We start from the raw sequence: 24346 nt of genomic DNA, 5'->3' as shown, positions 1-24346 counted from the left end.
CGGGTTTAAACCTTGTTCTTCTTGTCCTGCGAGCGCTTGACCACCGACACCCCCAGCACGCCCAAGGCAATGCCCCAGATCGGCGAGGTGTTGACCAAGGCGGCGATGATGGTGGGGGCCTGAACCGGCTGGGCGATGATCGCCCACGACACCGCGCCCATCGTCGCGGTCCAGGTCAAGGCGACGGCATAGCCAAAGGTCGGCCGCCAACGCCGGACGTAAAGATCGGTGCTGGCGGCCTCGACCCGCATCGTCGCGTTGATCTCGGCCAATTGGCGGGTTTCCTCCCGCGCCAGGGCGAGATCGTGGACCATCCAGGCTTTTTGCAGCGCGAGCGCCAGGGAGGGATCGTCCTTGATCGCAGCCAGGGCGGCCTCGCCGCTATCCTTGCCGGTCACCTCGCGGGCAACGCTGATCGCGGTTTCGGCGACCTTGGCTGCCTTCGACTGGTCGTCCCCGCTGACCCACCGGATCAAACCAGGAACAAATTGGGCGAGGCCCAGGGCAATCGAGATCGGGTCCATCGGATTTCCTCCTATCTTTGGCCGGTCTGGACCGCGTCCAGCTTGGCTTCGATCCGCACCAGATGTTCGGTCAGACGGCGTTCGACATCCTTCAGATAGCCGGTGGTGGCATAACTTTTCGCCACCTCCAGCTTGTAGGCGGCCAGGGCTTCCCGCATCTGGCCGAGGCCGAGATCGAAGCGGCGTTCAAGCTCGTCGATTCGGCTGTCCCACTCCTGGCGCGCCCGCCACAGCAACAGCGCCATCGCCCCCAGAGCGGGCAGTTCGATCGCGGTGACCCACCAGCCGGGGTCGAGAAAGGCATGGTCCATTGCAACGGCGCTCCTTCAATCCTCACAATTCAAAATCGGTGTGGGCTTTCAGCACGCCGCCGCCGGGTCGCCAATCGGCGCGGGACGGAGTGCTGCTGCGCCGTCGTCCCAGCCGCACCGGCTGGGACAGCAGGCATCCGGCGACGGCATCCAGCCCGTCATCGCGGCCCTTGCCGCCCGGCCGCCATTCCCGCATCTCGGCGATGAAGGGGGTGTCCCACACGCTGCGGTGAGCGTGCAGGGCTCCGGCGGCCAGCACCGCGTCGAAGGCATCGACGATCCGCTGATCCTTGGCCCGGGTCGAGGCGGCCTCGATCACCGCGCAAGACAGGCCCGACCGGGCGATCTCGCGCCGCAGCAGACCGGGCAGGAAGCGGCCCAGCCCGTTGGTCTCCAACTGCACCGCGGGCAAATGCAGTTCGGCGGCAAAGGCGGCGACCTGCCGACAGAGCTGGCTGGCCTCGTCGGTATCGTCGCACCGCGCCGGATCGTGTTCGAGATAGCGGACCCGGTGCAGCCAATAGCCGCCCTCGTCATCGGTGAAGACCGCCGCGACCACCGAGGCATCGCCCTTGCCGGGAGCCCCATAGGCCGGGTCCCACCAGCAGGCGGCCGACACCATCCGTTTCCCCGCCAAGGTCAGCAGCGGCACGCCGTTACCCTCGGCATAGACCAGATCGTCGTCGTACAGCCGCAGCCGGTCGGGATCGAGCCTGCCATCGGCGATGTTGACCGGGCGCAACATCATCTGGCTGTCGAACTTGTTCGGGCCCGAGCGTTTACGCAATTGCGCGATCCGGTCGAGAGGAAAGCGCTCGGGCCAGGCGCTGCGCCCGGCCGGATCGACCAGCGGGATTTCCAGACGAGAAAAGCCGTCGAGAAAAGGACGGGTCTCGCCCGCCTCCAGCCGGGCGGTCTCGGCATAGATCGTGTAGAAACTGTGCGGGGTGCCGACGTAAAGCTGGGTTCCCCCCGGCACCATCACGTAATCAATCTCGGCCAGCCGCTCACGCAGATCGGCCCGCTTCGGCGCGGTGTCGCAGGTGTTGGGCACCTCGACATCGTCGCAGATCACCATCTCCGCACGTGAGCCGGTGATGTTGGCCCCGATCCCGCGCGCGACCATCGACGGGTCGCGCAACTCGCCCGGCCGGTTGACGGTGAACTGATCGGCGGCCCATTGGTCGCGTCGTTTCGGCTTTAACCCCTGGGTCAGCGGGTGGCGCTCGACGATCCGCTTGACGTTGCGGACCATCTTCTTGGCGAGCGCCAGATCAGCGGCCAGCACCATGATTCTAAGGTTGGGATCGGTCCGCAGCAGCCAGGCGCAATACAGCCCGACCACGGTCGATTTGCCGCTGGAACGAAACGCCATCAACAACAGGTCGCGGTCGTTCCAATAGCGGCGTTCGGCCAGCCACCGCGCCATCCGGATCTGATGACGCGGTGTCCCCAAGCCCTGACGCTCGTTCCACACCAGAACGAATTCGGGAAAATCGACGGCGGTCATTGGTCGTCTCCGCTGTCCCCATCCTCATCCTCCAGCCCGGCCAGAACGGCACGGGCACGGGCCAGCACGCCGTCCAGTCCCTCCGTCTCGTCGCTGGCGGCGGCCCCGCCCTCGGCCCAGCGGGCCAGCTTGACCAACGCATCGGCATGGGCCAGCGCCGCCTTGGCGGCGGCATGCCAGGCGGCAAAGCCCTTGGCATCGTCGGGCGGGACGGTCGCGGCAAAGGTTTCGTATCCGCCGATCGCCGCCCTGATGCGATCGGGCAGAGTCTGGGCGAGCTGCCGGCGCAAACCGGCAAGATCCTCGGCCATCGTGTTCTCCTGAAAAGGGTCTTAGGGCTTGGCGAAATAGGAATGGGCCTTGATCTGGGCGAACTCTTCCTTCATCGCCTCAAGCGTCGCGGGGTTGCCGGTGGCGGCGTCAAGGTGGGCTTCCATCTGGCGACGGGTCGGCCAGCGGATGTCGTAGGCCATCCGCCGCTTGGTCGCATAGGCAACGTCGGCCGGGTCAAGGCTCTGCGAATCCAGTTCGGCCGTGATGGTGGCAATCAGGGAATCAATCCACGAGGTCATCGCGCTCACTCCGCGTAAAGGGCCGGAGCGGCGATCCGCTGGGCCTTGAAGGGGTCGGTCTTGATGCGAGCCACCAGCGACGTTCCGGCCGGTTGTCCGCTCAGATCGGCGCGGGCGCGGATCAGGGCGTAAGAGCCGTCATAGGTGGCCAGGGGGACAATCGTCGCATTCGTATAACTGGCCCCGCCGTCGCGGCTGATCTCGACGGCCAGATCGGCGCCGAGCGTGGCCGTCCCGCTGTCGTCGCGATACAGGGCATAGAGCGAGGCATGGGACGGGACGGTAGCGGTGGCGAGCGGGGGAGACAGCAGCGTCATGCCGCGCAACGCGGTGTACCCAACAGGAACAGCGCCATCACCGTCCCCTTCTGACATCGTCAGGCCTGCGCCAGCGGCAGCATTGCCTATATAGTGGGCACGAGGCACGATAAGATAGCAGCTATAAGAAGCCGTATGGTAAAGGCCGATATAGTAATTCCCGGTGGCAGGCACAGAGAATGCGGTGGCAAGAGAATTCCACCCCGGAGCCACATAGGTGAGGGCACTACTGAACACCACATCGTAATTGCCAGCGCTATTGCGCTTGACGATCTTTGCCACTGCTCCGGTATCGGCACAGTCAAGATAGAAACGAAGACTGGTCACCAGCGTCGCGTTCGGAAGCTTTGTGTTGAGGTTGATCCATGTGCTTCCGCTCCAGCCGCCGGTGTGCAGAAGGGCGGATGTGCTTTCGGCGATCGAAGCCAGATTGGTGTAATAATTCGGCGTCGCGACGGTCAGGGACGCGCCGCTCGACCCGGCGGCCCATTCGTCCGTCGCCAGTTCCCACTGACGACCGCCGAGCAGAAGCCCAGAGGCGACCGAACTGTTGAGCAGCAGGCGCAGGTTGGTGAGCGCGATCTGCCCCCGCACCGGGTCCAGCGCCGCGGGGACAGTGGTATCGACATAGGTCCGCACCGCCTTCTGGGTCGCGATCTTCTCGTCGCTGGAAGTGGCCAGGGTGGGATCGGTGTCGATAGTGAACCCGACCAGAGCAACAGCCTGGTCGGCGGCGGCGGTGGCGGTACTGGCGGCGCTGGTTGCTTCCGCCGCCCGCGCCGTCGCGGTCGCGGCCGACACCGAGGCCAAAGCCGCGCTGGCCTCGGCCTCGGCCGCCTCGCGCATCGCCTGGGCCAGCACCTGATCGACGTCGAACGCGGAATTCTCCAGCCCGCTGGCCGCCGCATTCCATTTGATCGCCCGACCGGGCACGGGATCGGGCAGGGTCAGATCGGCATTCGAACTGCTGGTATGGGCGCGGCGAACGGCGCGCTCGACCTCTTCGGCGACTTGCTGAACCGACATCGTTTGATAGTCGAACTCATCGTTGACCACTTTGGCGCGGATGATGCCGTCATCGTGAAAGTCGCTGGTGCGGCGCAGGGTCAGACGGCGGCGCAGGGTGACGATGGCTCCATTCGCCGGAGGGACGGTCAGTGTGACGGAGCCCCCTTCGGAGCTTCCCGCCCCGGCGACGACATAGGTTGCGGCGGCGAGACGGGCGGCACCGATCCAAACGTCGAGGTCGCTTTCGGTGAAAATCGGAAAGGGATAGGGAAAAACGGTCTGGCTGCCGTTGGCGACGTATTGCACGCGCGGCGCGACATCGCCGACCTGGATATGTCCGGTCATGGCGTTTGCTTCCTTGAGCAAGGATTTAAGTCTGAAACGGGGAGCGCCTTATTCGGCGACCTTGATTTCGGTCGAAACCGACAGAACAATGCAGGGCAGCGGGACGTCCTGGCTGATCCGCCACAAGGGCTGCATCACGTCGCGGGTCCAGCCGACCGAGCGAACCCGGACGTCGCCGGAAAAGCCGGGGGGCGTGTCGCCGAACCGGGCCTTGCCAAAGCGGCGAAACGGAATCGCGGTCGCGCCCCGCCCGGTGTCGATATGCAACGCCTCGGTCTCCAGCACGCGGAAATGGGCCTGGACCAGACGGACGACGCTGCCCGGCGGCAGGGCCTGCCCCGACGAACCGACCGGCGGCAACGGCTCGATCAGATGGGCAAAGGGCAATCCGGCCTGGATCGCCGCCGCCGGTTCGGCCAGGACGACCCGTCCATCGGCGACGACCCGATCAGAGATCGAGCCGCCATCGGCCAGCACCCGCACCGTGCGCCCCTCAAGATAGGACAGGCCGGTCCAGGAGACGGTCGGATCGTCGCGATTGCCCGACAGGGCGCAATCAAGCGCCAGATCGGCATCGAACCGTTCGATAAAAAGGGCGGACCCGCGCTCGACCAGGACGAAGACATCGCCATCGACCACCGCGACCGAACGGAACGCGCCGTCGGTCTGCTGCACCGTCCAGGCGGTGACCTTTTCACCGCGATAAATCGTCAGCGTCGCCAGGGTGCCGTCGCCCATCGTGACGTAGAACAGGCGATTGCGGGAATCGTAATCCTGATCGACCGGACGGACCATCACATGCTTGGCCAGCATCGCCAGATCGTTGGCCTGATAGGCCTGCTCGACATCGGCAAACAGGAACTCGCGCAGGTCGCGGCCATCGCGCGAAACGAAATGGGTCGCCCCATCGACATCCTTGGGCGGCACGGTCCGGTCGACCGGTGAACCGATCCGGGTCTGGCGGGTGACCTGGATGTTGGACGGCGTCAGCGGCGCCCCGGTGACCATGTATTCCGCCCCCGAGGTGAACACCTGGAGATGGCGGCCGGAAAACACGGCGCGGATCGCGTTAACTTGATCGGACAGCATCGAGAACTCGATCGCCTCGTCATCCAGGCCCGTGCCGAGATCGAAATTATAGAGGTCCATTGATTTCGACAGCCACAGCCGGTTGGGCAGGTCGCGGCTGCCGCCGATCACCAGCCGTCCCTGATGGAAGCAGACCGAGACCGGCCAGCCGCGCAGCGCCGAGAAGGATTGTTCCTCCCAATCGGTCGTCGCCGCAGTGCCGCCGAGCGTGGCGCGAACCTCGGCGGAGACCTGGCTGGCCGAGAGAAACGCGGTGACCAGCACCTGCTTACCGCCGATCCACAGACGCTGGCCGACATGGCCCGCCTGAAACACCGCTGCCGAGGCGGTGATTGTGATGTTTCCCGAGGTGGCACTGGGAGTCACCGTCACCTCATCCTCGGCGAATTTGTGATGGGGGAGGTAGAGCAGCCCGTCCGATTCGTAAAACGACCATTCGGCGAGGCTCCAACTGACCTCGCCGGTGCGGGTGATCTTGCGCGGCGCGATGTCGGGATGCACCACCAGCAAGGTGTCGGCGCTCTGGGTCCAGTTGAGGCGGGGAATGTCGGCCGCGCCCCACGGCGTCGCCAGCCCGCCGACGAGACTATCTCCGGCATAGATGTCGATGCGGTTGGCGGTGACGACGAACAGATAGGTCTGTTCGGTGTTGAACTCGAACGAGATCAGCCGCCCCGCCCCTTTGGCCCGGTCGATGAAGCGCAGTCCCGGGCGGCGCGCCACCCCCCCGGTGGGCGCGATGACGACGTTGCGCAGCCAGCGCGCCCCGTTGGCAAAGGCCGACAGATCGCCGCGCCCCATCATATCGACGTCCAGTTCACCGGCGGTGAAGCTGGTCTTGTTCAGCGTCAGCAGGCTCATGACCGCACCTCGACCAGGGGGAAATCGGAAATCGCGACGGGGGTATGCTGCTGGGCATCGATCAACTTGGCGCGGCGGAACTCGTCCTCGGCCAGCCGGAACAGGAACTGGGCGCGGCTGGTGCTCTCGGTGATCGGGATGCAGAATTCAGCGGTCAGGCGGGCGATCAGCATCTGATCGAAGAAGGGCGGAAAAGCGGCCTCGTCGGGGCGGAAGATATAGGTCAACGTCACGTCGTCGGAATTGCACAACAGCCGCTTCTCGGCCAGGCGATAGGACAGCCCCCGCCCCGCCCCCTCCGGCCCGGCCGACAGCACGCGCAAGAAATCGGCGGGCAATTGATAGGCCGCCTCCCAATCGGCGACGGGATCCGCGGCCAGCCGGGACAAGGTCGCCTGCGCGGTGGCAAAGCTCCACGGATGCGACGACAGCACGGCGTCGCGGAGCGGCGGATAGAGGTTGGCCGCCACCTCGGACTCGGCGGTGCCTTCCTCGAAACTGGCGATGGTGGTCGCACCCAGACGCAACAGCGCGCGCGAGCACAGCCCGATGGCGGACAAGGCCATGGAAACCCCCTCTCTTGAAAATCGTGTGGGTGAGGGTGGGCGCGGGGGGCGCGCAGAGCCCCCCGCGCCGCGTCCCCTAGCGGCTGTCGGCGCTGCCGATCTGGGTCAGATCGTTGACATCGACGATGCCGTTGGCATTGGCCGAGACCAGGAACAGACCGGCCTTCATCGCCCCGGCGGTCTCGACATTGGCGACGAGGATGTCGCCGACCCGCAGCATCGAGGCGGCGGGGTTGAAATAGCCGGTCGCGTCAACGACGCTGGCGGTGTCGGGGGTGGTGTAGTGCCACAGCGTGAAACCGTTGGCATAGGCCAGGACCGACAGATCCTTCGACAGATAAGCCATCTGGTCCTCCTTTAGGCTTCGAGGCAACGCAGCGCGACGACGCCGGACGGATCGACCAGCGCCGCACCCTGCGACATGAAATTGTTGACGAACCAGGCGGCACGCTCGCCGTGATAGGTGATCTCGGTCTTGACCTCGGCCCCGCAGGCGTGACCGATTGCGGTCTTGTGGTACCAGTAGCAAGAGCGGACATTTCCGGTCTTGGTCAGGCCAGAATGCGGCATCCACAGCGTCCCCAGCCACTTCTTGGCCTGAGTGCCCTTCCACGGCAGATCGTCCTCGCCGACATAATCGGCGCTGGCGAATTCCTCGAGCTGCATCAGCTCGGACCATTGCTTCCAGCCGACGATCGCGGTGCGCTCGCCGTCGTCGGGGACATCGGCGGTCCCCAGCATTTCGAACGCGGTCAGCACCTTGTCCTTGGTCAGGCCGGTGGTGCCGTCGGCGGCAAAATTGGTCGATTTGTCCAGTTCGGCGATGATCAGTTCATCGCTCTTGCGGCCCAGGGCATAGGCCCCGGCATTGGTCAGCACGGCGCGCTCGTCATGCTCGACCTTCAGTTCGTCCAGCTTGTCGATCCAGTCGCCGGCATAATAATCGTACAACTGGCATTCGACCGCGGTGTGATCGATGTTCATCACCGGCACCTTGCCATGACGGGCCTTGGTGCTGGCGGTACCCTTGCCGACCTTCTGGAACACCGCGACCGCGCCCTTGACGTTGTTGCGGGCCCGCACGGTGTTGCGCAGCTTGGTCCCCATCCGCTGATAGGCGGCGTGGACCTCGTGTCCATACTGGACCGAATAGGCGTTGACGATACTCGTGGACATGTTTTGTTCCTTATTTTGAGGTGAGTGACGCACGGCGCGCTGTCTTCCGGTTATCGCCGCAATGCAGGCCAAGACATCGGGCGGCCGTTGACGACGCACGAAAAAACCCCGGGCCGCCAAGATCGGCGGTTCTCCGGAGGTGATGAAAGCAAAGAAGAGGAGGGGTGACCCAGCGCCCCGAACACCGGGCGCAGTTCGGGTGTTGATAGGGTGGTTTTAGTTTCTAATTCCTATCTTGTCAATATATTCCTTTAACCGGAGGGCGATTATCCGACACCCGGCAGACACGTCGAGATTTCTCCTGTTTCGCTGAAAAAAAATCGTTATCATTCGACGGTTTGTCGCCTTGTGGCGACCCGTCGGGGAGAAGTCGGTCGATGAACGTGGCGTTGGCTCCGGCCCGAACCTCGACACCGCGCACCAACCGGCTCGAAGCCCGCGCGGGCGGTTTGCTGGGCGATTGCCGCCGCGCCTTTCACTCCTTCGCCGAACTGGACGAACTGGCCGAGAATCTGCGGATTCTGTCGCTGAATGCCGAACTGGCGGCGGGACGGGCGGGCGACAAGGGCCGTGCCGTGCGGGCGCTGACCCAATACACCCGCGAGTTGGTCAACCGTCTGGCCCAGATTCAAGCCGAGATGGAAGCGTTGCGCGGCCGCACCTTTGCCTTTTCCTCGACGATCCTGCTCGGCCTGCAACACATGTCGATGTTCGAGCGGGCGGTCGATCTGGTCGGTGGCAGTGGTCCCGGCGCGCGGGTGGCCGAACGCGCCTTTGCCGCCGCGACCGAGCGGATGGTCGATACGCTGGACGGGATGGCGGCGGCGGTCACCGAATTGTCGCGCCGCGCCCACGCGATCGAGGAAGTGGTGAGCCAGTCGGATTCGATCGCCACCAACATCGCGATTGAGGCGGCGGCGGCAGGTGTCCACGAAAAGGAATTCCGCACCGTCGCCGATACGATGCGCCACTATGTCGACGATCTGCGACTGATGATCGAGGAGGCGTCGGACGCGGTCCGCCGTGCCGCCAACCGGGGCGAGGCGCTACGCCGTCTTGGCCTCGACTGCCTGGACGAACTGAAGGGATTCGGCTGACCGCCGGTCTCTTTGCGCGGGAGAAGATCACCGATGAAATGCGTCACCCTGTTCCGCCGCGACGATCATTGCTGGCAGGCGTTCGGGCAGGATCCGGAACGGCCCGACCGCGTCATCGACACCAATCAATACATGATCCGCTCGGGTGATGCGGCAATCCTGCTTGATCCGGGCGGGATCGAGGTGTTCCCCTCGATGCTGGCGGCGCTGACCCGCGAGATTCCGGTCGAGCAGATCAAGGCGCTGTTCATCTCGCACCAAGACCCCGACATCGGCTCGTCGCTGCCGCTGTGGCGGCGAGTCTGTCAGCCCGACATCAATATCTACATCTCGTGGCTGTGGGAAAGCTTCGCGTCGCATTTCGACCGCGACGCCGTTTTCACCACGATCCCGGACGAGGGGCTGGAGGTGGCGCTGTCGCCGTCACTGCGGCTGCGCTTCCTGCCCGCGCATTACCTTCATTCCTCGGGAAACTTCAACGTCTACGACCCGCAGGCCCGGATTTTGTTCTCGGGCGACATCGGCGCGGCGCTGATTCCGCGCGACCGCCCGGCCGACAGCCTGTTCGTCACCGATTTCAGCCGTCATATCGGCTATATGGAAGGCTTCCACCGCCGCTGGATGCCGTCGCCCCAGGCGCGTGACGCCTGGATTGCTCAGGTCTCGAAGCTCGACATCGACATCCTGGCCCCGCAGCATGGACTGATCTTCAAGGGCGACGACGTCAAACGCTTCCTCGACTGGTTCGCCGCGCTGGAGGTCGGTTCGGGCATCGCGGCGATGAACCGCTAAACGGTGCCCGCCCGCCGGGGGGATCGCCCCCGACGGACGGGATCGCCTCAGCCCTCGCCGTAAAGACGACGGAAGCCGTCGGTGACCTTGGCGATGAAGGCGGGATCGCGGCTCTTCCAATAGCGGGGATCCTGAATCATCGTCTTCAGCTGATTCTCGGACTGGCCCTCGTCGCGCGGCGCCGGAGCGCGGCCCAAGCTGGGTTCGCCCGACCCCATCAGCCGATGCAGGGTCTTGACCCCCTCGACGCTCGAGGCCAGAACCTCGAACGCCTCGGGCGGCAGCGATTTACGCCCCCAGGCGGCCAGTTGCGGCGCGATCTGCCGCCAGCGCGCCTCGCCGCCGAAATGGTCGCACAAATGCGAGATATCGCCGTCGCGCGGATCGGAAGCGGCAGAGTCCTGCCCCGCCCCGGACTCCGACCCGGCCTCGGCCCCGGCGGCGACCAGCAGCGGCACCAGCCGCTCGAACGCCAGATCGTAGACCAGTTGGGCCTGCTGCTGGGTGAACCCGGCCTCGTGCAGACGCTTGTTGATTTCGGGATCGGAGGTGACGGCGGGATGGCGCGCCGAGATCGCGTATTTCTCGGCTCTGTCGGGGATCTCGATGCCCCCCCGGGCCGAGACGCGGCGCTCAAGCTCAAGATAGGCCTGAAGCAGCGCCTCGGTCCGCAATTCGCCTTTGCTCTGGTCCCAGAACTTGGCCGGGATTGCGGCGGGCTTCCGGGCCGGAGCCGGATCGGGATCGGGATCGGCAAAACTGTCGCGGGAATCGTCTTCGAACATGGGATCTTCCTTCGGTTTGAAACGAGTCCTCACCGACCGGCCCGGCCGCGCGCGACCAGGGACAGCAGGTGGAGGACAAGGTGGCGCTGGCCTTCGAGATGGCGCAGCGCGGACTCGCCGGACTGGGGGCCGAGGCACCGCTCCAGCGTAAGCTTGCGCAGGTGGGCCAGCAGAGCCTCGCCCTCGGGCGTCGCGAACAGCCGCGCCGTCTGACGGGCCAGCAGGGCCGTCTCGGCCCCGCCCGGCGGCGAGGAGGACGCGGCCAGCCCGTCCCAGCCGGACTCAGCGGACTCCATCGTTGCCCCCCGTCGGGGAGGTGGCGGCGGCGGGACGAAGGATGTCGGCGGGAACATTGAAGCTGCGCCCCAGCCAGCGGGCGGCGGCGGCGGGATCAATCGCGGCCAGGGCCTCCGGCCCCAATTGCGACAGCGACGACAGCCAGGTCAGCATGTTGCGGGCGTCGCGCTGGGCCTGGCTTTGCGCCAGCGGCGAGCGGTATTGCAGATCGACCTCGCGCCCATCGACGACGAGATCGGGGATTTCGCCCCGGCGGCGCAGGATATGGACCGCCCGCAGCACCAGGGGAGTCAGCAACTCGCTTTGCAGCCGACCATAGGTCGCCCCCAGCAGCCGGGCCATCTCGCTGGAGCGTTCCAGCACTTCGGTCGCGGTCATCTTGGGGCTGTTGGTTTGGCCCAGCTTGTCTGCGAGCAAGGCATGACGGATGCGGCCGCGCAGATCGTCCAGCACCAGTTGCGAGGTGTCGAACCGCCCCGGCGCGACCAGCGGCTGAAGCCCCTGCGAGCCGACCGCCTTGGGGATGATCGTGCCGGGGACCAGCTTGATATTGGCGGGGTTCAGCACCCCGTCATCGTCGGCCTGCCAGATGCCGGTGACGGCGATGGTGGCGTTCTTCAACACCAGTTCGACCACCTTGTTGGCGGTCTTGATGTCGGGCAGCGCCTTCATCACCGGCGAGCGGCCATAGACCTCGCCCGGGGCCTTCAGCCAGCGGAAATTGATGAACGGACTCATCTCGAAGCGACCCTGGGCCAGCACGGTCTCGTCGGACTCCGCCTCCAACACGGCGGCATAGCCATACGAGCCCCGCGACGGCACCACCGCCTCGACGATGCCGACGCGCAGATCGGGATCGCTGGCGGCGGCGCGGATGATCGCGTCGGGCAAGCGGGCGGCGGGAAAGCGGGCATGAAGCGCGGCGACGGTCAGTTCGCAGCGGCGGAAGGTAACGTCGAGCCGCCCTTCCGGTCCTTCTTCCAGCACGACCTGACCAAGCGGCACGGCGGTGAAGCGAAAGGCCGAGGACTCGCCCGGAGCCGCCTCCTCGAACAGCAGCGAGGCGGTGCCGCCGGTGACGACGTCGAGATAACATTGATGCATCTCGATCGCGAAATTCGAGCGGTCGAAATGCGATTGCAAAACCGTACCGATACGGTCGAGCACCGGGGCGACCCGGTCGCGCTCGGCGGGCTCCAGCCGGTCGCTGGCGGTCAGACCGAACCATTGCGCCCACGGCGGAGTCAGTTCGGACAGCAGCGAGGCGGCCAGCTGATCGACCGCATCGGGAGCAGTGCCGTCGAACAGCCGGTCGGCCTTCTTTTCGCCCGGCACCGCGGCGGTCAGGATCGCATCGCGCAGCGGCAGGGCGAAGTCATAGCATTCCTGCCAATGCGACTCCCACACGGCGCGGCGTTGCTTGGCCTTGCGGAACCGGCCGAGCAGAATTGAAGGATCGTCGGCATCGGGGCCGAGCAGATGCTCGCCCCGCGCCGCCTCATCCTCGGAGCGAGAGGAACGACGGGTCATCCTCACTCTCCCAACAAGGATTTTCCACCCTGGACACGGGGCTTCAGCAGCCCGGTCTCCGAGGTGGCGATGGTGCCGTACAAGCCGCGACGATTGCGCTCGACCGTCTCCTGCCGGGTCTTGGCGGCGTCATCGGCACTGGTGTCGGCGGCGGTGGTGGCGGCGACCACCACCGGGGCCGGGCTGGACGAGGACGAAGGAGCAAAAAAACCACCCATGGCGCTTTCCTTTCCAAGGCGTGTGATCTTGTTTTGTTCTGTTTTGGGCGCAAAAAAAACCGCCGCAGCGAAGCTCCGGTCGGTTTTGGGCGCAAATGTGGTGTTGATGGGAAGATCATCACGCCACGCGGCCCCACCTGTCAATGATTTTTTTCCTTTAATTTTGAGATAACGGAACAATTGCCAAGGCGTCAGCACGAATCCGTCATGAATTCCCAAGACCCGCTTGACCGCCTCGACGCAGCTATAGGGCCGCCAGGGGGCCTGACGCCGGGGCGGCAGATGCGGGAGCGTCTCCACCACGGTCAATCCCTGGGCGCGATACCACCCGGCCAGATCGAAATCGGGCGGCACCGACAGCACGGTCAAGTCGGTGCGATGCGCCATCGGGTTCAGGCTGATCCAGCCGCCCGGCGATCCCAGCACGACAAAGCAATGGCGAAAGCCCGGCCGCAACAATCGCAGCCAGAGCAGATCGGCCTGACCGGAAAACACCACCAGAGCCCGACCAGAAAACGGCTGTTTTCCTTCATTTTCATCGGCCAGGCTCATGACACGATCCCCTTTCGCTTCAGCGGCGTGGCCAGACGATCCAACGCTTCCTCCCACAAACGCGCCTCGGCCGGACTGTCCCCGGCCCACGGATCGGGCGGGGCCAGCCGACGGCCAAACCGGTCGAGAACCTTCAGATGGGCGGGACGAAGAATGCGCCCGCGATAGAGCCGCCCCACCTCGCGGGCGATATCGTCGGGCTCGCAGGGCCGGGCGACCTCGCCCCGCCCCGCTCCGAATCGCGCCCCCTCGTCGCGGGCCGACTGGCAGCGGACGAACCACAGCCACGCCTCCTCTGTGGTTGCAAACACCTCGGCCGGCTGATCGTGGAGAACGCAGCCAGCATACTTGTCTCGTGCCATATGACTCCTCCGCATCGAGAACAAACCATATACCGTGTGGCACCAAAGACGGTACGCGTCAAGCGGATTCGGGTATTTATTCCTGGTGCGAAATCAATCGAACTGCGAGACAATCTTCCCATGCTGAAACACAGCGACATCTGGGCGGCAATTGATGCTTTGGCGCGCGACAGCGGGTTGACGGCGTCAGCCCTTGCGCGCAAGGCCGGCCTCGATCCCACTACTTTCAATAAAAGCAAACGGATCACCCGCGAGGGCAAGGCGCGCTGGCCCTCGACCGAAAGTGTCGCCAAAGTCCTTGATGCGACAGGGGCCAACCTCAGCCGTTTTCTCGGCTATATCGAAAATGGTGCCACCACCGCCCGTCCGGCCCCGACGATCCCGCTGATCGGATTTGCCCAGGCGGGAGACCGCGGATTCTTCGACGATGCGGGCTATCCCTTGGGCGGTGGATGGGATGAAATTCCGTTCCCGGAGATCGGCGACCCTCACGCCTACGCGCTGGAGATCAGCGGCGATTCGATGGAACCGCTGTTTCGCGACGGCGACGTCGTCATCGTCTCCCCCTCGGCCAGCGTCCGCCGCGGCGACCGGGTGGTGCTGCGCACCACCGAAGGCGAGGTGATGGTCAAGCAACTGGCACGCCTGACCGCGAAGCGAATCGAACTGGCCTCGATCAACCCCGCCCATCCCGGCCGCGTCCTTGCGACCGAAGAGGTTTCCTGGCTGGCGCGGATTCTGTGGGCCAGCCAATAGAACTGGCGGCATCGCAGCAGCTCGAGACCGGTTTTTAATAAAATTTTACGGATAGCTTCGCTCTATTCGTGTTCAACCTGGGCCGATCGCAAAGCAGGGGCACTATTCCTCTTGGCGATGTATACCCTTGCGCGCATGACATAGCCACTATGCCATGTGACGCCTTGCAGACTGCGCCAATTCGATGCAGTTTCAATGCGAGAATTTCCTGAAAATATAATGAACCTACCGGGTCATTGGCAGCCCGAAGGGGCAGGACACCGAGTCCTGTCACCGTTTGGGTGCTTAAGGATCGGGGCATCGCTTGTCCTGATCCTTGTGACACGTTCAATGATACGGCTGACATGCCTAGGACCTGGCGATCGGTGCCAAATCCTTTTTCGACTAACGGCCTTGATGCGAGAAATCACGATGAAACGATGGCTCCTGAATCTAAGCGTGTTTGGCAAGATTCTTCTTCCGATGGTTCTTGTCATCGCGACAATCGCCGCGACGATTGCGATCAGCTTTCATGGATTGAAAACTCTGAATCAGAGCGCCGTCGATATCATTGACACCGATGTCAAACGCCTGTTGATCACGCTGGACATGAAGGCGGAGGTCAACAACGCCACCGTCGCGGCGCTGTCGATCTTGCTTCAGGACAACGAAGCCGACATGAAGATGGTCCAGGGTCGCTATGAGACCAGCATCGCCCAGGTCGCGAAAAAATTGGAGACCGGGGCGGCAATGGCAAGCACGCCGGAACGGCGCGCCGCCGTCGAGGATTTGCGCACCAAGCTGGCGACGTACCAAGCCGCCACCCAGCGGGCAATGGGGATGATCCTGGCGGGCGACCGCGAGGGCGGATCGAAAGTGTGGATGAGCGACGGCCGCACGGCGCGGCTGGCGTTCGGCGAAGCGATCGAGCAGCGGGTTACCGCCAACCTCAACGCGATGCAGACGTCGAAAAGCGGCATGCAGTCGCTGATGGAGACGATCACCCTCGAACTGGTGTTGCTGGGGGCCGGCCTGACCATCGCCGGGCTGCTGGTCCTCTATCTGATCGTCTCGCGGCTGGTGACCCGCCCGCTGTCGGCGCTCAGCGACGCGGTCGATCGGTTGACCCGGGGCGACACCGACATCGACATCCCCAACCACGACCGCAACGACGAAATCGGCCATATCGCCAAGGCGGTCCTGGTGTTCCGCCAGAACGCGATCGAGCGCAAGGAGATCGAGCAGAGCGACCGCGACCGCCTCGCCACCAGCGAGTGGCGCAGCAAGGCGGTGGGCGAGTTGATGCGGGCCTTCCAAAGCCGCGCCGATTCGGTTCTGTCGAACGTCGAGGCGGCCCATTCCGGGCTTGAGCGCACCGCCCGCACCCTGGCCGGAACCGCCGAGAATTCGCAGGAACGGGTCACCACGGTCGCCTCGGCGACCCTGCAGGCGACCAGCAATGTCGAAAGCGTCGCCAGCGCCGCCGAGGAATTGTCGGCTTCGATCCGCGAGATCGGGCGTCAGGTCGAACAATCGAGCCGCCTGTCCTCGGTGGCCGCCGACGAGGCCAAAGAGACCAACGCCACCGTCCGCGGACTGGCCGAAGCGTCGGGCCGGATCGGCGAAGTGGTCAATCTGATCAACGACATCGCCTCGCAGACCAACCTGCTGGCCCTGAACGCGACGATCGAGGCGGCCAGGGCCGGTGAGGCGGGCAAGGGCTTTGCCGTCGTCGCGGGCGAGGTCAAGAACCTCGCCAACCAGACGGCGCGGGCGACCGATGAAATCGGCAGCCAGATCAGCGCGGTTCAGACCTCGACCCAGCAGGCGGTCGCAGCGATCGGCGCCATCGTCACCCGGATCGACGAGATCAACACCATCGCCGCCGCAATTGCCGCCGCCGTCGAACAGCAATCGGCGGCGACCGCCGAAATCGCCCGCAACGTCCAGCAGGCGGCGCAGGGAACCAACGACGTCGCCGCCGCGATCACCGGGGTCAGTCAGGCCGCCACCGAAACCGGCACCGCTTCAAGCCAGGTTCTCGACAGCACCCGGACCTTGGCGACGTCCAGCGAGGAACTCCGCTCGGAATTGCTGAAATTCCTCGAAGATATGCGGACCACCGTCCGCAAGGAAATCAAGGCCAGCTAAAGCCCTGACGATGGCTCAAGGTCTGGCGACACGCCAGATCTTGAGCCATCCCGGCTCTATGGTTTCAGCCAGGATTCGACCGCGTCCGGCTTGGGCATGCCGCCAGCATGGACCACCCTTCCATCGACCACCACGCCCGGGGTGCTCATCACCCCATAGCCGACGATCGCGGCCATGTCGGTGACCTTCTCGATCTCGACCGCAATGCCCAAAGCCTGGGCCTTGTCCTCGATCAGCTTGGCGGTGTTGACGCAGGTCTTGCAGCCCGAGCCGAGAACCTTGATCGACTTCATGACACCTCTCCTCATTTCAGCCGAACAGCGCGTTCAGCAACACTCCCACCACAATGAAGGCCACGGTCAGGAATACGCCGAAGAACACCAGCATCGGCGGCTTCAGCACCTTGCGCAGCATGATGAATTCGGGAACCGACAGGCCGACCACGCTCATCATGAAGGCGATCACCGTGCCGATCGGAACGCCCTTGGCGATCAGCGCCTCGGCAACGGGGATGATCCCGGTGGCGTTGGAATAGAGCGGCAGCCCGAGCAGCACCGCCACCGGTACCGCGAACGGGTTATCGGCTCCGGCATAGCGGGCGAACAGCTCCTCGGGGACATAGCCATGCAAGGCGGCACCGATCGCGATGCCGATCACGACATAGAGCCAGAGTCGCCCGACAATGTCGGTGACCTCGCCCCAGGCATAGCGCACCCGGCCGCCCAGCGAACTGTCGGCCTCGATCTCGGCCAGCGCGCCCATCCGGATTTTCCAGACATAATCCTCGACATGGCGCTCCAGGTGCAGGCGGTCGATCAGGATGCCGCCGATCAGCCCGACACCCAGTCCGGCGGCGACATAGACCGCCGTCATCTCCCACCCCATGATTGAAGCGAGGATCACCACCGCGACCTCGTTGACCAAGGGCGAGGTGATCAGGAAGGCCATGGTGACTCCAAGCGGAATCCCCGCTTCGAGAAAGCCGATGAACAGCGGCACCGACGAGCAGGAACAGAACGGCGTCACCGCGCCCAGCGTCACCGCCAGCAGATAGGCCATTCCGCGCGACCGCCCCTCGATATATCCCCGGACTTTCTCGGGCGACAGCAGGGTGCGGAACAATCCCATCACGAAGACGATCGCCACCAGCAGCACGAAGATCTTGGCGGTGTCCTCGACGAAGAAATGAACCGCTTCTGCCAGTCGGCTGCCCTGCTCGAGACCGAGCAGGTGATAAGCCGACCAATCCGCCAACCAGGTGAACAGGTCGAACATCGCCTTATGCCTTCGCTTCGTACCAGCCCTTGCTGGCGTTGACGATTTTGACTACCGACAGCATCACCGGCACCTCGATCAGCACACCGACGACGGTGGCCAGCGCTGCGCCCGAATCGAAGCCGAACAACGAGATCGCGGCGGCGACGGCCAGTTCGAAGAAATTGCTGGCCCCGATCAACGCCGACGGCCCGGCGACGCAATGGGGCACGCCGAAGCGGCGGTTGAGCAGATAAGCGAGACCGGAATTGAAATAGACCTGAATGGTGATCGGCACCGCCAGCAGCCCAATCACCAGCGGCTGGGCGATGATCTGCTCGCCCTGGAAGCCGAACAGCAGCACCAAAGTCGCCAGCAGCGCCGTCAGCGACAGCGGCCCAAGCCGGGCCAAGGTGACCGCCAAGGCGTCCGGCCCGCGCGCCAGCAACGCCCGCCGCCAAACCTGGGCCACGATCACCGGCACGACGATATAGAGCCCGACCGAGAGCAGCAGGGTGTCCCACGGCACAGAGATCGCCGACAGACCCAGCAGCAGCCCGACCAGCGGCGCGAAGGCCACCACCATGATCAGATCGTTCAGCGCCACCTGGGACAGAGTAAAATGCGGCTCGCCTTTGCACAGGGTCGACCACACGAACACCATCGCAGTGCAGGGTGCTGCGGCGAGCAGGATCAACCCGGCGATGTAGCTGTCGATCTGCTCGGCCGGCAGCCAGGGGCGGAACAGGGTGCTGATGAAGACCCAGCCCAACAGCGCCATCGAGAACGGCTTGACCGCCCAATTGATCAACAGCGTGACGCCGATGCCGCGCCATTGCTCGCGCACCTGACCCAGTGCGGCGAAATCAATCTTCAGCAACATCGGAATAATCATCAGCCAGATCAGCCCGGCGACCGGCAGATTGACCTGGGCCACCTCCCACCCGCCGATGGCGTGGAACGGCGCGGGGACAAAATGGCCCAGCGCCACCCCGACGACGATGCAGAGGCCGACCCACAGGGTCAGATAGCGTTCGAACATCGTCATCGCGTCAGACCTCCGCCGCCCGTTCCGGCCCCAGCGCGATCAGGCGGCGGATCTTCGCTTCGATCTGGCGATAGATGTCGCGGAAGACCGCCAGCCGCTCGGCCTCGCTGCCGGTGGCCGCCGCCGGATCGGGGAAGCCGACATGAAGCTTCGACGGATGGCCCGGCCAAATCGGGCACATCTCGCCCGCCGCGTTGTCGCAGACGGTGATAACCAGATCCATGGGGGGCGCGGAGGGCACAGCGAACTCGTCCCATGATTTCGAGCGCAAGCCCTCGACCGCATGGCCGTGTTCCGCCAGCACCGCCAGCGTCAGCGGATTGACCGCCCCGGCGGGATGGCTCCCGGCGCTATAGGCCCGCCATTTCCCCTCCCCCAGCGCGTTGATCAGAACCTCGGCCAGCACCGATCGGGCGGAATTACCGGTGCAGAGAACCAAGACATTGGTGATTGTGTCGGTCATCGAGATCGGATCCTCCAGTCTCAAGCGTTGCTCTGGCCAATGGCATCGAGGCGGTTTTGCATGGACAGTCGGTCAAGAGAGGAGATCGGCAGAGCCGTGAACAAGCCGATCCGGTTATTCAGCATCCGCATCACTTCGACGCATAACGCCGCCTTTTCGACGTCGGACCCGGTGGAACCGACGGGATCGGGCATGCCCCAATGGGCGGTGATGGGTTGTCCCGGCCAGGCCGGACAAACCTCGCCTGCGGCGTTGTCGCAGACGGTGAAGACGAAATCGAGATCGGGAGCGCCAGGAGCGGCAAACTCGTCCCAGGATTTCGAGCGCAAGCCATCGGTCGGGTAGTTGGTCTTGGCCAGCAGGCTCAACACCAGCGGATCGACGTGACCCTTGGGATGAGACCCGGCGCTGAAGGCCCGGAAGCGGCCGCGGCCTTCGCGGTTCAGGATGCTTTCGGCCATGATGCTACGCGCCGAATTGCCGGTGCACAAAAACAAGACGGAATAGAGTTTGTCGGTCATCGCGGTCCCCCTCGGCAGACTGTGGTCACAGGGGCTTGAGGCCTCGGATCAAGCGCCGCGCGGCCCTGATCGCAGACCAACGCCAGCGGAGCGGCGGTGACCTGGGCCAGTACATGGGCATCCCCGGCCACGGTCGGATCGTCTTTCAGCGCCCCCCGGACCAGTCCGAGGAAAGCCTGCGCATACGGATTGAGATCGCGTTCGGCCCGCCGGTAATACACCCACTTGCCGTCGCGTCGCTGCTGGAGCAGCCCGGCGATCTTCAACACCGCCAGATGTTTGGACACGGTGGCAGGCGCCAGATCCAACACCGTGGTGATCTGGCAGACGCACAATTCGCCGCTTTCCAGCAGCTTCAAGATACGGATGCGGGTGGGGTCGGCAACGGCTCTGGCGACAGTTTCGAAGGTCTCAAGCATGGGAGGGATGCTAGCCTCATTTCCTTATATTGGAAAATGATATATCCATGACGAGGCGCAGGCAAGGCCGATATCACACGGCAAACAGACCGGACTCAATGACCGGCCGACCGGGGGGCCGAGGTGACGATGACGGCCTCGCTGCTTGCCGGGGAGACCGAGACAGTCAAACCATACCGAGGTGTAGCACCGCGACAATCGCCGTCGGCACCGCGGCCTCCCCCCAATCTCGACGAGGTCCACTCATCGGGATCGGGTCTCGACCGTCCTGTCGCCGTACCCTCGGGGAATGCAGGAAACGGACCAGATTCGCGTTTTGCCTTTCCGTCCCCCGGCGGATTCGTATAGTAGGGGGCCTTGGTCCGCCTGTCCGGCGCGACCCGGCCCCTGACTATCGGACCCTGACATGACCGCCGCCGCCACCACCTCCATCGCCATCGCCCGCCGCGTGCTGACCACCGAGGCAGAAGCTTTGGGCGTTCTGGCCGCCAGCCTGGGCCATCCCTTCGACGCCGCGATCGAGGCGCTGGAGCGGGCATCGGGTCGGGTGGTGGTCACCGGAATGGGCAAAAGCGGCCATATCGCCCGCAAGATTTCGGCGACGCTGGCCTCGACCGGCTGCCCGTCCTTTTACGTCCACCCCGCCGAGGCCAGCCACGGCGACCTGGGCATGGTCACCCGCGACGATGCGGTGGTGGCGTTGTCCAATTCGGGCGAGACGCCGGAACTGGGCGACATCATCGCCTATTGCCGCCGCTTCGACATTCCGCTGGTCGGGATCACCTCGGGAGCCAACAGCACCCTGGCCTTGGCCTCCACCGTGGCGCTGGTGCTGCCCGATCACCCCGAAGCCTGCCCCAACCGTCTGGCTCCCACCACCTCGACGACGATGATGCTGGCGCTGGGCGACGCGCTCGCGATCACCCTGCTTGAGCGCAAGGGCTTTACCCCCGCCGATTTTCGCCTGTTCCATCCCGGCGGTCAGTTGGGCCGCCGCCTGTTGCGGGTTTCGGACCTGATGCATGGCGGCGAAGCCCTGCCGCTGGCCGCCCCCGCCGCCCCGATGAGCGAAGTGCTGCTGGTGATGACGAAAAAGAGCCTGGGCTGCGCCGGCATCGTCGATCCCGACGGTCGGCTGGTCGGCATCGTCACCGATGGCGATTTGCGCCGCCACATGCGGGGCGACCTGCTGTCGCTGTCCGCCGCCGAGGTGATGAACGCCACCCCCAAGACGGTCCCGCCGACCCTGCTGGCCGCCGAGGCGTTGGGAATCATGAACGCCAAGGCGATCACCAGCCTGTTCGCGGTGGACGAGGCCGGGCACCCGGTCGGGGTTCTACACGTTCACGATTGTCTGCGGGCAGGTTTGGCGTGATCGACCCGGGCGAAGCCGCCCGACGGCTGCGCCGACGGCTGCGCCCGCCGCGCACCGGTCCGTTTGCCCGCTATTCCCGCTTTGTCGGGATCATGAAGATCGTGCTGCCGTCGCTGACCGTGGTTCTGCTGGCGCTGCTGGTGGCGTGGCCCAAGTTGACGATGGAGGAAAGCGGTTTCCAGATCGGGTTCGCCCGGCTGCCGTCGAAGGAGGTCGAGACCCTGGCCATGCAGAACCCGCGCTATTTCGGCATCAACGAGAGCAATCGCCCCTATGCCGTCAGCGCCGACCTGGCAACCCAGGAAAACGGCCGCAGCGACATCGTCCACCTCGACAATCCCAAGGCCGACTTCACCACGTCGAGCGGCGCCAACGTCGTGATCGAGGCGGATTCCGGTCTGTATCAGAAGGCGAACAACACCCTTCTGCTGACCGGCAACGTCAACCTCTACCACGATTCTGGAACCGAGATGCACACCAACTCGGCCCTGATCGACCTCGCCCGGTCCTCCGCCCACGGCGACGACCCAGTCACCGGCAACGGCCCGCAAGGGCGGATCGACGCCGCCGGGTTCGACATCACCGACAAGGGGCGCACCCTGACCTTCACCGGCAAGAGCAGAATGTCGTTGCGGAGCGTCGGACCCTCTGCCAGCAAGACCGGCAAAGCCGGAAAGACCCAGCCCCAGGGAGCCCCGCCCCGATGAGTCCCGCGCTCCGCGTCCTCCCCCTCCTGGCCATGGCCCTGCTGTCGGCCGCCGCTCCCGCCGCCGCCCAGGGCTTCGGCATGTCCCAGGGCGGCGGCGACCAGCAATTGCAGGTCTTCGCCGATAACGGTATCGAGTGGCATTCTGAAGACCTTCGCGTCATCGCCACCGGCAACGCCCGCGCCACCCGTGGGACGATGACGGTCGATGCCGACCAGCTGACCGCCTATTACCGCCAGATCAACGGCAAGGGCGACGAGATCTGGCGGCTTGACGCCGACGGAACGGTGACGATCCGCTCGCCCACCGACACCGCGACCGGGACCAAGGCGATCTATGACCTCGACAAGGCGGTGTTCGTGCTGAAAGGCGCGCCCGCCCGTCTGGTCACCGCCACCGATCAGTTCCAGGCCACCGACAGCCTGGAATATTGGGAGACGCAGAAGATGGCGGTGTTGCGCGGCGACGCCGTCGCCACCCGTGGCCCGCGCACGCTGAAGGCCGACGTCATCACCGCCCATTTCAAGGACAGGGCCGCCGGATCAACCGCGGCTCGCCCCGCCGCCCCGGCCAAAAGCAGCGACGGCGCGGCAAAGAGCAGCGGTGAGAACCTGGATTTGCAGCGCGCCGACGCCTATGGTCATGTCCGCCTCACCACCGCCACCGAGACCGTCACCGGCGATCGCGGCGATTACGACGCCGTCACCGAAATCGCCACCGTGTCGGGCGCGGTCAAGATCGTCCGCGAGGGCGGCAACCAGTTGGAAGGCGGCTGGGCCTATGTCAATCTGAAGACCGGGATCAGCAAACTGTTCCCCGCCCCGCCGGGAGCCAACGGCTCCAGCCCGCGGGTTCAGGGCGTGTTCACTCCGAAGAAGCAGGACGAACAGGGGCGGTCGGGCTTTTCCGGCCGGGTTCCCTCCAACGAGGACTTTGGCAACCGCTGATGCACACCGCACCCGACACCGATCCTGAAATCACGGTTCCGTCCGAGCCGCTGTCGCCGGACGTCCCCGTCGCCCGCAATCTCTCCGCGGGCGGTCTGGTCGCGCGCGGCCTGGGCAAGCGGTTCAAGCGCCGCTCGGTGCTGCGCAACGTCTCGATCAGCGTGCAGCGGGGCGAGGCGGTCGGCCTGCTCGGCCCCAACGGCGCGGGCAAGACCACCTGCTTTTATTGCATCACCGGCCTGATCGCCCCGGACGAGGGCGCGATCCTGCTCGACGATCACGACATCACCGCGCTGCCGATGTATCGCCGCGCCCGGCTGGGCATCGGCTATCTGCCCCAGGAAGCGTCGATCTTTCGCGGCCTGACCGTCGAGGGCAACATCATGGCGGTGCTGGAGGTGGTCGAGCCCGACCGCGAGCGGCGCGAGCACGATCTGGAAAGCCTGCTGTCGGAATTCTCGGTCTCCCACCTTCGCCACGCCCAGGCGATGGCGCTGTCGGGCGGCGAGCGCCGCCGCGTCGAGATCGCCCGTGCCCTGGCCGGTCGTCCGCACTTCATCTTGCTCGACGAACCGCTGGCCGGTATCGACCCGATCGCGGTGGCCGACATCCGCGATCTGGTGTCGCATCTGAAGGACCGCGGCATCGGCGTGCTGATCACCGACCACAATGTGCGCGAGACGCTGGACATCATCGACCGCGCCTACATTCTGCATGACGGGTCGGTGATGATGGAAGGCAACCCCGCCGAGATCGTCGCTCACGAAGGTGTGCGCCGGGTCTATCTGGGCGAGCATTTCAGCCTGTAAAGGGG

Annotated in this window: 29 protein-coding genes; 8 read left to right on the top strand and 21 right to left on the bottom strand. The window is 65.0% G+C overall.

Features of this window, described 5'->3' with window-relative positions:
* Positions 1-5: 5 nt before the first annotated feature.
* The 10 genes from BLW40_RS12055 to BLW40_RS12010 all read right to left on the bottom strand — a co-directional run bounded on the left by BLW40_RS12055 (position 6) and on the right by BLW40_RS12010 (position 8279).
* Entirely contained in the window at positions 6-524 is a 519-nt protein-coding gene (locus BLW40_RS12055) for a 3TM-type holin (RefSeq protein WP_074768897.1), read from the bottom strand.
* 11 nt (positions 525-535) lie between these two features.
* Positions 536-835: a hypothetical protein gene (locus BLW40_RS12050; RefSeq protein ID WP_021131349.1), complete on the bottom strand. Its 300-nt coding sequence runs from the start codon at positions 833-835 to the stop codon at positions 536-538.
* Positions 836-857: 22 nt separating this feature from the next.
* Complete coding sequence (terL, locus tag BLW40_RS12045; protein ID WP_074768895.1) at positions 858-2345, bottom strand: phage terminase large subunit; 1488 nt, start codon at positions 2343-2345, stop codon at positions 858-860.
* Entirely contained in the window at positions 2342-2656 is a 315-nt protein-coding gene (locus BLW40_RS12040) for a hypothetical protein (protein ID WP_074768893.1), read from the bottom strand. Before BLW40_RS12040 ends, terL begins: the two co-directional genes overlap by 4 nt.
* Before the next feature lie 21 nt (positions 2657-2677).
* Entirely contained in the window at positions 2678-2917 is a 240-nt protein-coding gene (locus BLW40_RS12035; protein ID WP_074768891.1) for a hypothetical protein, read from the bottom strand.
* A gap of 5 nt (positions 2918-2922) precedes the next feature.
* Complete coding sequence (locus BLW40_RS12030; protein WP_074768889.1) at positions 2923-4587, bottom strand: hypothetical protein; 1665 nt, start codon at positions 4585-4587, stop codon at positions 2923-2925.
* A 48-nt stretch (positions 4588-4635) separates the two neighbouring features.
* Positions 4636-6537, bottom strand: coding sequence for a phage tail protein (locus BLW40_RS12025; protein ID WP_074768887.1), 1902 nt, complete (start codon positions 6535-6537; stop codon positions 4636-4638).
* The gene (locus BLW40_RS12020; RefSeq protein WP_074768885.1) at positions 6534-7103 is read right to left on the bottom strand and encodes a phage connector family protein; all 570 of its coding nucleotides are present in this window, start codon (positions 7101-7103) and stop codon (positions 6534-6536) included. Before BLW40_RS12020 ends, BLW40_RS12025 begins: the two co-directional genes overlap by 4 nt.
* 76 nt (positions 7104-7179) lie before the next feature.
* The gene (locus BLW40_RS12015) at positions 7180-7449 is read right to left on the bottom strand and encodes a hypothetical protein (RefSeq protein WP_074768883.1); all 270 of its coding nucleotides are present in this window, start codon (positions 7447-7449) and stop codon (positions 7180-7182) included.
* A gap of 11 nt (positions 7450-7460) precedes the next feature.
* Entirely contained in the window at positions 7461-8279 is an 819-nt protein-coding gene (locus BLW40_RS12010) for a phage capsid protein (RefSeq protein WP_074768882.1), read from the bottom strand.
* Positions 8280-8656: 377 nt separating this feature from the next.
* Between BLW40_RS12010 and BLW40_RS12005 the strand changes: the two genes are divergently transcribed.
* Positions 8657-9376 carry a methyl-accepting chemotaxis domain-containing protein gene (locus tag BLW40_RS12005; protein ID WP_074768880.1) on the top strand — a complete coding sequence of 240 codons (720 nt, stop codon included), beginning with the start codon at positions 8657-8659 and terminating at the stop codon, positions 9374-9376.
* A 33-nt stretch (positions 9377-9409) separates the two neighbouring features.
* The gene (locus BLW40_RS12000) at positions 9410-10168 is read left to right on the top strand and encodes an oxygen-binding di-iron domain-containing protein (protein ID WP_074768878.1); all 759 of its coding nucleotides are present in this window, start codon (positions 9410-9412) and stop codon (positions 10166-10168) included.
* 47 nt (positions 10169-10215) lie between these two features.
* Here BLW40_RS12000 and BLW40_RS11995 read toward each other — a convergent pair whose 3' ends face one another.
* The 5 genes from BLW40_RS11995 to BLW40_RS11970 are packed head-to-tail and all read right to left on the bottom strand — an operon-like array spanning position 10216 to position 13912.
* The gene (locus tag BLW40_RS11995; protein WP_074768876.1) at positions 10216-10953 is read right to left on the bottom strand and encodes a capsid assembly protein; all 738 of its coding nucleotides are present in this window, start codon (positions 10951-10953) and stop codon (positions 10216-10218) included.
* Positions 10954-10982: 29 nt separating this feature from the next.
* A complete protein-coding gene (locus BLW40_RS11990) occupies positions 10983-11249 on the bottom strand; it encodes a Bbp19 family protein (RefSeq protein ID WP_074768874.1) in 267 nt (88 codons plus the stop codon).
* Complete coding sequence (locus BLW40_RS11985; protein ID WP_244511173.1) at positions 11236-12780, bottom strand: portal protein; 1545 nt, start codon at positions 12778-12780, stop codon at positions 11236-11238. Before BLW40_RS11985 ends, BLW40_RS11990 begins: the two co-directional genes overlap by 14 nt.
* A gap of 2 nt (positions 12781-12782) precedes the next feature.
* The gene (locus BLW40_RS17985) at positions 12783-13550 is read right to left on the bottom strand and encodes a hypothetical protein (RefSeq protein WP_244511172.1); all 768 of its coding nucleotides are present in this window, start codon (positions 13548-13550) and stop codon (positions 12783-12785) included.
* Positions 13547-13912, bottom strand: coding sequence for a hypothetical protein (locus BLW40_RS11970; RefSeq protein ID WP_074768870.1), 366 nt, complete (start codon positions 13910-13912; stop codon positions 13547-13549). The genes BLW40_RS17985 and BLW40_RS11970 overlap by 4 nt, the downstream gene beginning before the upstream one ends.
* 120 nt (positions 13913-14032) lie before the next feature.
* On the opposite strand from BLW40_RS11970, the gene BLW40_RS11965 reads away from it, so the two are divergent.
* On the top strand, positions 14033-14668 hold the full coding sequence (locus tag BLW40_RS11965) for a LexA family transcriptional regulator (protein ID WP_074768868.1): 636 nt from the start codon (positions 14033-14035) through the stop codon (positions 14666-14668).
* A gap of 396 nt (positions 14669-15064) precedes the next feature.
* Positions 15065-16798, top strand: coding sequence for a methyl-accepting chemotaxis protein (locus tag BLW40_RS11960; RefSeq protein ID WP_342027667.1), 1734 nt, complete (start codon positions 15065-15067; stop codon positions 16796-16798).
* A 56-nt stretch (positions 16799-16854) separates the two neighbouring features.
* On the opposite strand, the gene BLW40_RS11955 is transcribed toward BLW40_RS11960, so the two are convergent.
* The 6 genes from BLW40_RS11955 to BLW40_RS17655 are packed head-to-tail and all read right to left on the bottom strand — an operon-like array spanning position 16855 to position 20503.
* The gene (locus tag BLW40_RS11955) at positions 16855-17091 is read right to left on the bottom strand and encodes a thioredoxin family protein (protein WP_074768864.1); all 237 of its coding nucleotides are present in this window, start codon (positions 17089-17091) and stop codon (positions 16855-16857) included.
* Between the two features lie 16 nt (positions 17092-17107).
* A complete protein-coding gene (locus BLW40_RS11950; protein ID WP_139305582.1) occupies positions 17108-18073 on the bottom strand; it encodes a permease in 966 nt (321 codons plus the stop codon).
* Between the two features lie 4 nt (positions 18074-18077).
* The gene (arsB, locus tag BLW40_RS11945) at positions 18078-19100 is read right to left on the bottom strand and encodes an ACR3 family arsenite efflux transporter (RefSeq protein WP_074768862.1); all 1023 of its coding nucleotides are present in this window, start codon (positions 19098-19100) and stop codon (positions 18078-18080) included.
* Between the two features lie 4 nt (positions 19101-19104).
* Positions 19105-19563, bottom strand: coding sequence for an arsenate reductase ArsC (locus BLW40_RS11940; protein ID WP_074769089.1), 459 nt, complete (start codon positions 19561-19563; stop codon positions 19105-19107).
* Positions 19564-19583: 20 nt separating this feature from the next.
* Positions 19584-20084 carry an arsenate reductase ArsC gene (locus tag BLW40_RS17660; protein WP_074768860.1) on the bottom strand — a complete coding sequence of 167 codons (501 nt, stop codon included), beginning with the start codon at positions 20082-20084 and terminating at the stop codon, positions 19584-19586.
* A complete protein-coding gene (locus BLW40_RS17655) occupies positions 20081-20503 on the bottom strand; it encodes an ArsR/SmtB family transcription factor (protein WP_074768858.1) in 423 nt (140 codons plus the stop codon). Before BLW40_RS17655 ends, BLW40_RS17660 begins: the two co-directional genes overlap by 4 nt.
* A gap of 406 nt (positions 20504-20909) precedes the next feature.
* Between BLW40_RS17655 and BLW40_RS11925 the strand changes: the two genes are divergently transcribed.
* From BLW40_RS11925 to lptB, 4 genes are read left to right on the top strand one after another with little or no spacing between them, the layout of a single operon-like run.
* Entirely contained in the window at positions 20910-21878 is a 969-nt protein-coding gene (locus tag BLW40_RS11925) for a KpsF/GutQ family sugar-phosphate isomerase (RefSeq protein WP_074768856.1), read from the top strand.
* Positions 21875-22585 (top strand): LPS export ABC transporter periplasmic protein LptC, encoded by a 711-nt coding sequence (gene lptC, locus BLW40_RS11920; RefSeq protein WP_074768854.1) that lies wholly within the window; start codon positions 21875-21877, stop codon positions 22583-22585. The genes BLW40_RS11925 and lptC overlap by 4 nt, the downstream gene beginning before the upstream one ends.
* Entirely contained in the window at positions 22582-23532 is a 951-nt protein-coding gene (locus BLW40_RS11915; RefSeq protein ID WP_074768852.1) for an LptA/OstA family protein, read from the top strand. The genes lptC and BLW40_RS11915 overlap by 4 nt, the downstream gene beginning before the upstream one ends.
* Entirely contained in the window at positions 23532-24341 is an 810-nt protein-coding gene (lptB, locus tag BLW40_RS11910; RefSeq protein WP_074768850.1) for an LPS export ABC transporter ATP-binding protein, read from the top strand. Before BLW40_RS11915 ends, lptB begins: the two co-directional genes overlap by 1 nt.
* Positions 24342-24346: the final 5 nt, after the last annotated feature.

This window comes from Magnetospirillum fulvum (assembly GCF_900108475.1).
Lineage (GTDB): Bacteria > Pseudomonadota > Alphaproteobacteria > Rhodospirillales > Magnetospirillaceae > Phaeospirillum > Phaeospirillum fulvum_A.
Note: the sequence above shows the minus strand (reverse complement) of the source record. Positions and strands in the feature narration are given on the sequence as shown.

Bases quoted from the DNA above. Each gene is read 5' to 3' on its own strand.
- BLW40_RS12030 (WP_074768889.1), bottom strand. From the start codon at position 4,587: ATGACCGGACATATCCAGGTCGGCGATGTCGCGCCGCGCGTGCAATAC.
- BLW40_RS11970 (WP_074768870.1), bottom strand. From the start codon at position 13,912: ATGGCACGAGACAAGTATGCTGGCTGCGTTCTCCACGATCAGCCGGCC.
- BLW40_RS11995 (WP_074768876.1), bottom strand. From the start codon at position 10,953: ATGTTCGAAGACGATTCCCGCGACAGTTTTGCCGATCCCGATCCCGAT.
- BLW40_RS17985 (WP_244511172.1), bottom strand. From the start codon at position 13,550: ATGAGCCTGGCCGATGAAAATGAAGGAAAACAGCCGTTTTCTGGTCGG.
- BLW40_RS12020 (WP_074768885.1), bottom strand. From the start codon at position 7,103: ATGGCCTTGTCCGCCATCGGGCTGTGCTCGCGCGCGCTGTTGCGTCTG.
- terL (WP_074768895.1), bottom strand. From the start codon at position 2,345: ATGACCGCCGTCGATTTTCCCGAATTCGTTCTGGTGTGGAACGAGCGT.
- BLW40_RS12010 (WP_074768882.1), bottom strand. From the start codon at position 8,279: ATGTCCACGAGTATCGTCAACGCCTATTCGGTCCAGTATGGACACGAG.
- BLW40_RS11915 (WP_074768852.1), top strand. From the start codon at position 22,582: ATGAGTCCCGCGCTCCGCGTCCTCCCCCTCCTGGCCATGGCCCTGCTG.
- BLW40_RS12050 (WP_021131349.1), bottom strand. From the start codon at position 835: ATGGACCATGCCTTTCTCGACCCCGGCTGGTGGGTCACCGCGATCGAA.
- BLW40_RS11985 (WP_244511173.1), bottom strand. From the start codon at position 12,780: ATGACCCGTCGTTCCTCTCGCTCCGAGGATGAGGCGGCGCGGGGCGAG.
- lptB (WP_074768850.1), top strand. From the start codon at position 23,532: ATGCACACCGCACCCGACACCGATCCTGAAATCACGGTTCCGTCCGAG.
- BLW40_RS11990 (WP_074768874.1), bottom strand. From the start codon at position 11,249: ATGGAGTCCGCTGAGTCCGGCTGGGACGGGCTGGCCGCGTCCTCCTCG.
- BLW40_RS11965 (WP_074768868.1), top strand. From the start codon at position 14,033: ATGCTGAAACACAGCGACATCTGGGCGGCAATTGATGCTTTGGCGCGC.
- BLW40_RS11940 (WP_074769089.1), bottom strand. From the start codon at position 19,563: ATGACCGACACAATCACCAATGTCTTGGTTCTCTGCACCGGTAATTCC.
- BLW40_RS12005 (WP_074768880.1), top strand. From the start codon at position 8,657: ATGAACGTGGCGTTGGCTCCGGCCCGAACCTCGACACCGCGCACCAAC.
- BLW40_RS12000 (WP_074768878.1), top strand. From the start codon at position 9,410: ATGAAATGCGTCACCCTGTTCCGCCGCGACGATCATTGCTGGCAGGCG.
- BLW40_RS12055 (WP_074768897.1), bottom strand. From the start codon at position 524: ATGGACCCGATCTCGATTGCCCTGGGCCTCGCCCAATTTGTTCCTGGT.
- BLW40_RS11950 (WP_139305582.1), bottom strand. From the start codon at position 18,073: ATGTTCGACCTGTTCACCTGGTTGGCGGATTGGTCGGCTTATCACCTG.
- BLW40_RS11925 (WP_074768856.1), top strand. From the start codon at position 20,910: ATGACCGCCGCCGCCACCACCTCCATCGCCATCGCCCGCCGCGTGCTG.
- BLW40_RS12040 (WP_074768893.1), bottom strand. From the start codon at position 2,656: ATGGCCGAGGATCTTGCCGGTTTGCGCCGGCAGCTCGCCCAGACTCTG.
- BLW40_RS17660 (WP_074768860.1), bottom strand. From the start codon at position 20,084: ATGACCGACAAACTCTATTCCGTCTTGTTTTTGTGCACCGGCAATTCG.
- BLW40_RS12025 (WP_074768887.1), bottom strand. From the start codon at position 6,537: ATGAGCCTGCTGACGCTGAACAAGACCAGCTTCACCGCCGGTGAACTG.
- BLW40_RS12015 (WP_074768883.1), bottom strand. From the start codon at position 7,449: ATGGCTTATCTGTCGAAGGATCTGTCGGTCCTGGCCTATGCCAACGGT.
- BLW40_RS17655 (WP_074768858.1), bottom strand. From the start codon at position 20,503: ATGCTTGAGACCTTCGAAACTGTCGCCAGAGCCGTTGCCGACCCCACC.
- BLW40_RS12035 (WP_074768891.1), bottom strand. From the start codon at position 2,917: ATGACCTCGTGGATTGATTCCCTGATTGCCACCATCACGGCCGAACTG.
- arsB (WP_074768862.1), bottom strand. From the start codon at position 19,100: ATGACGATGTTCGAACGCTATCTGACCCTGTGGGTCGGCCTCTGCATC.
- BLW40_RS11960 (WP_342027667.1), top strand. From the start codon at position 15,065: ATGCGAGAAATCACGATGAAACGATGGCTCCTGAATCTAAGCGTGTTT.
- BLW40_RS11955 (WP_074768864.1), bottom strand. From the start codon at position 17,091: ATGAAGTCGATCAAGGTTCTCGGCTCGGGCTGCAAGACCTGCGTCAAC.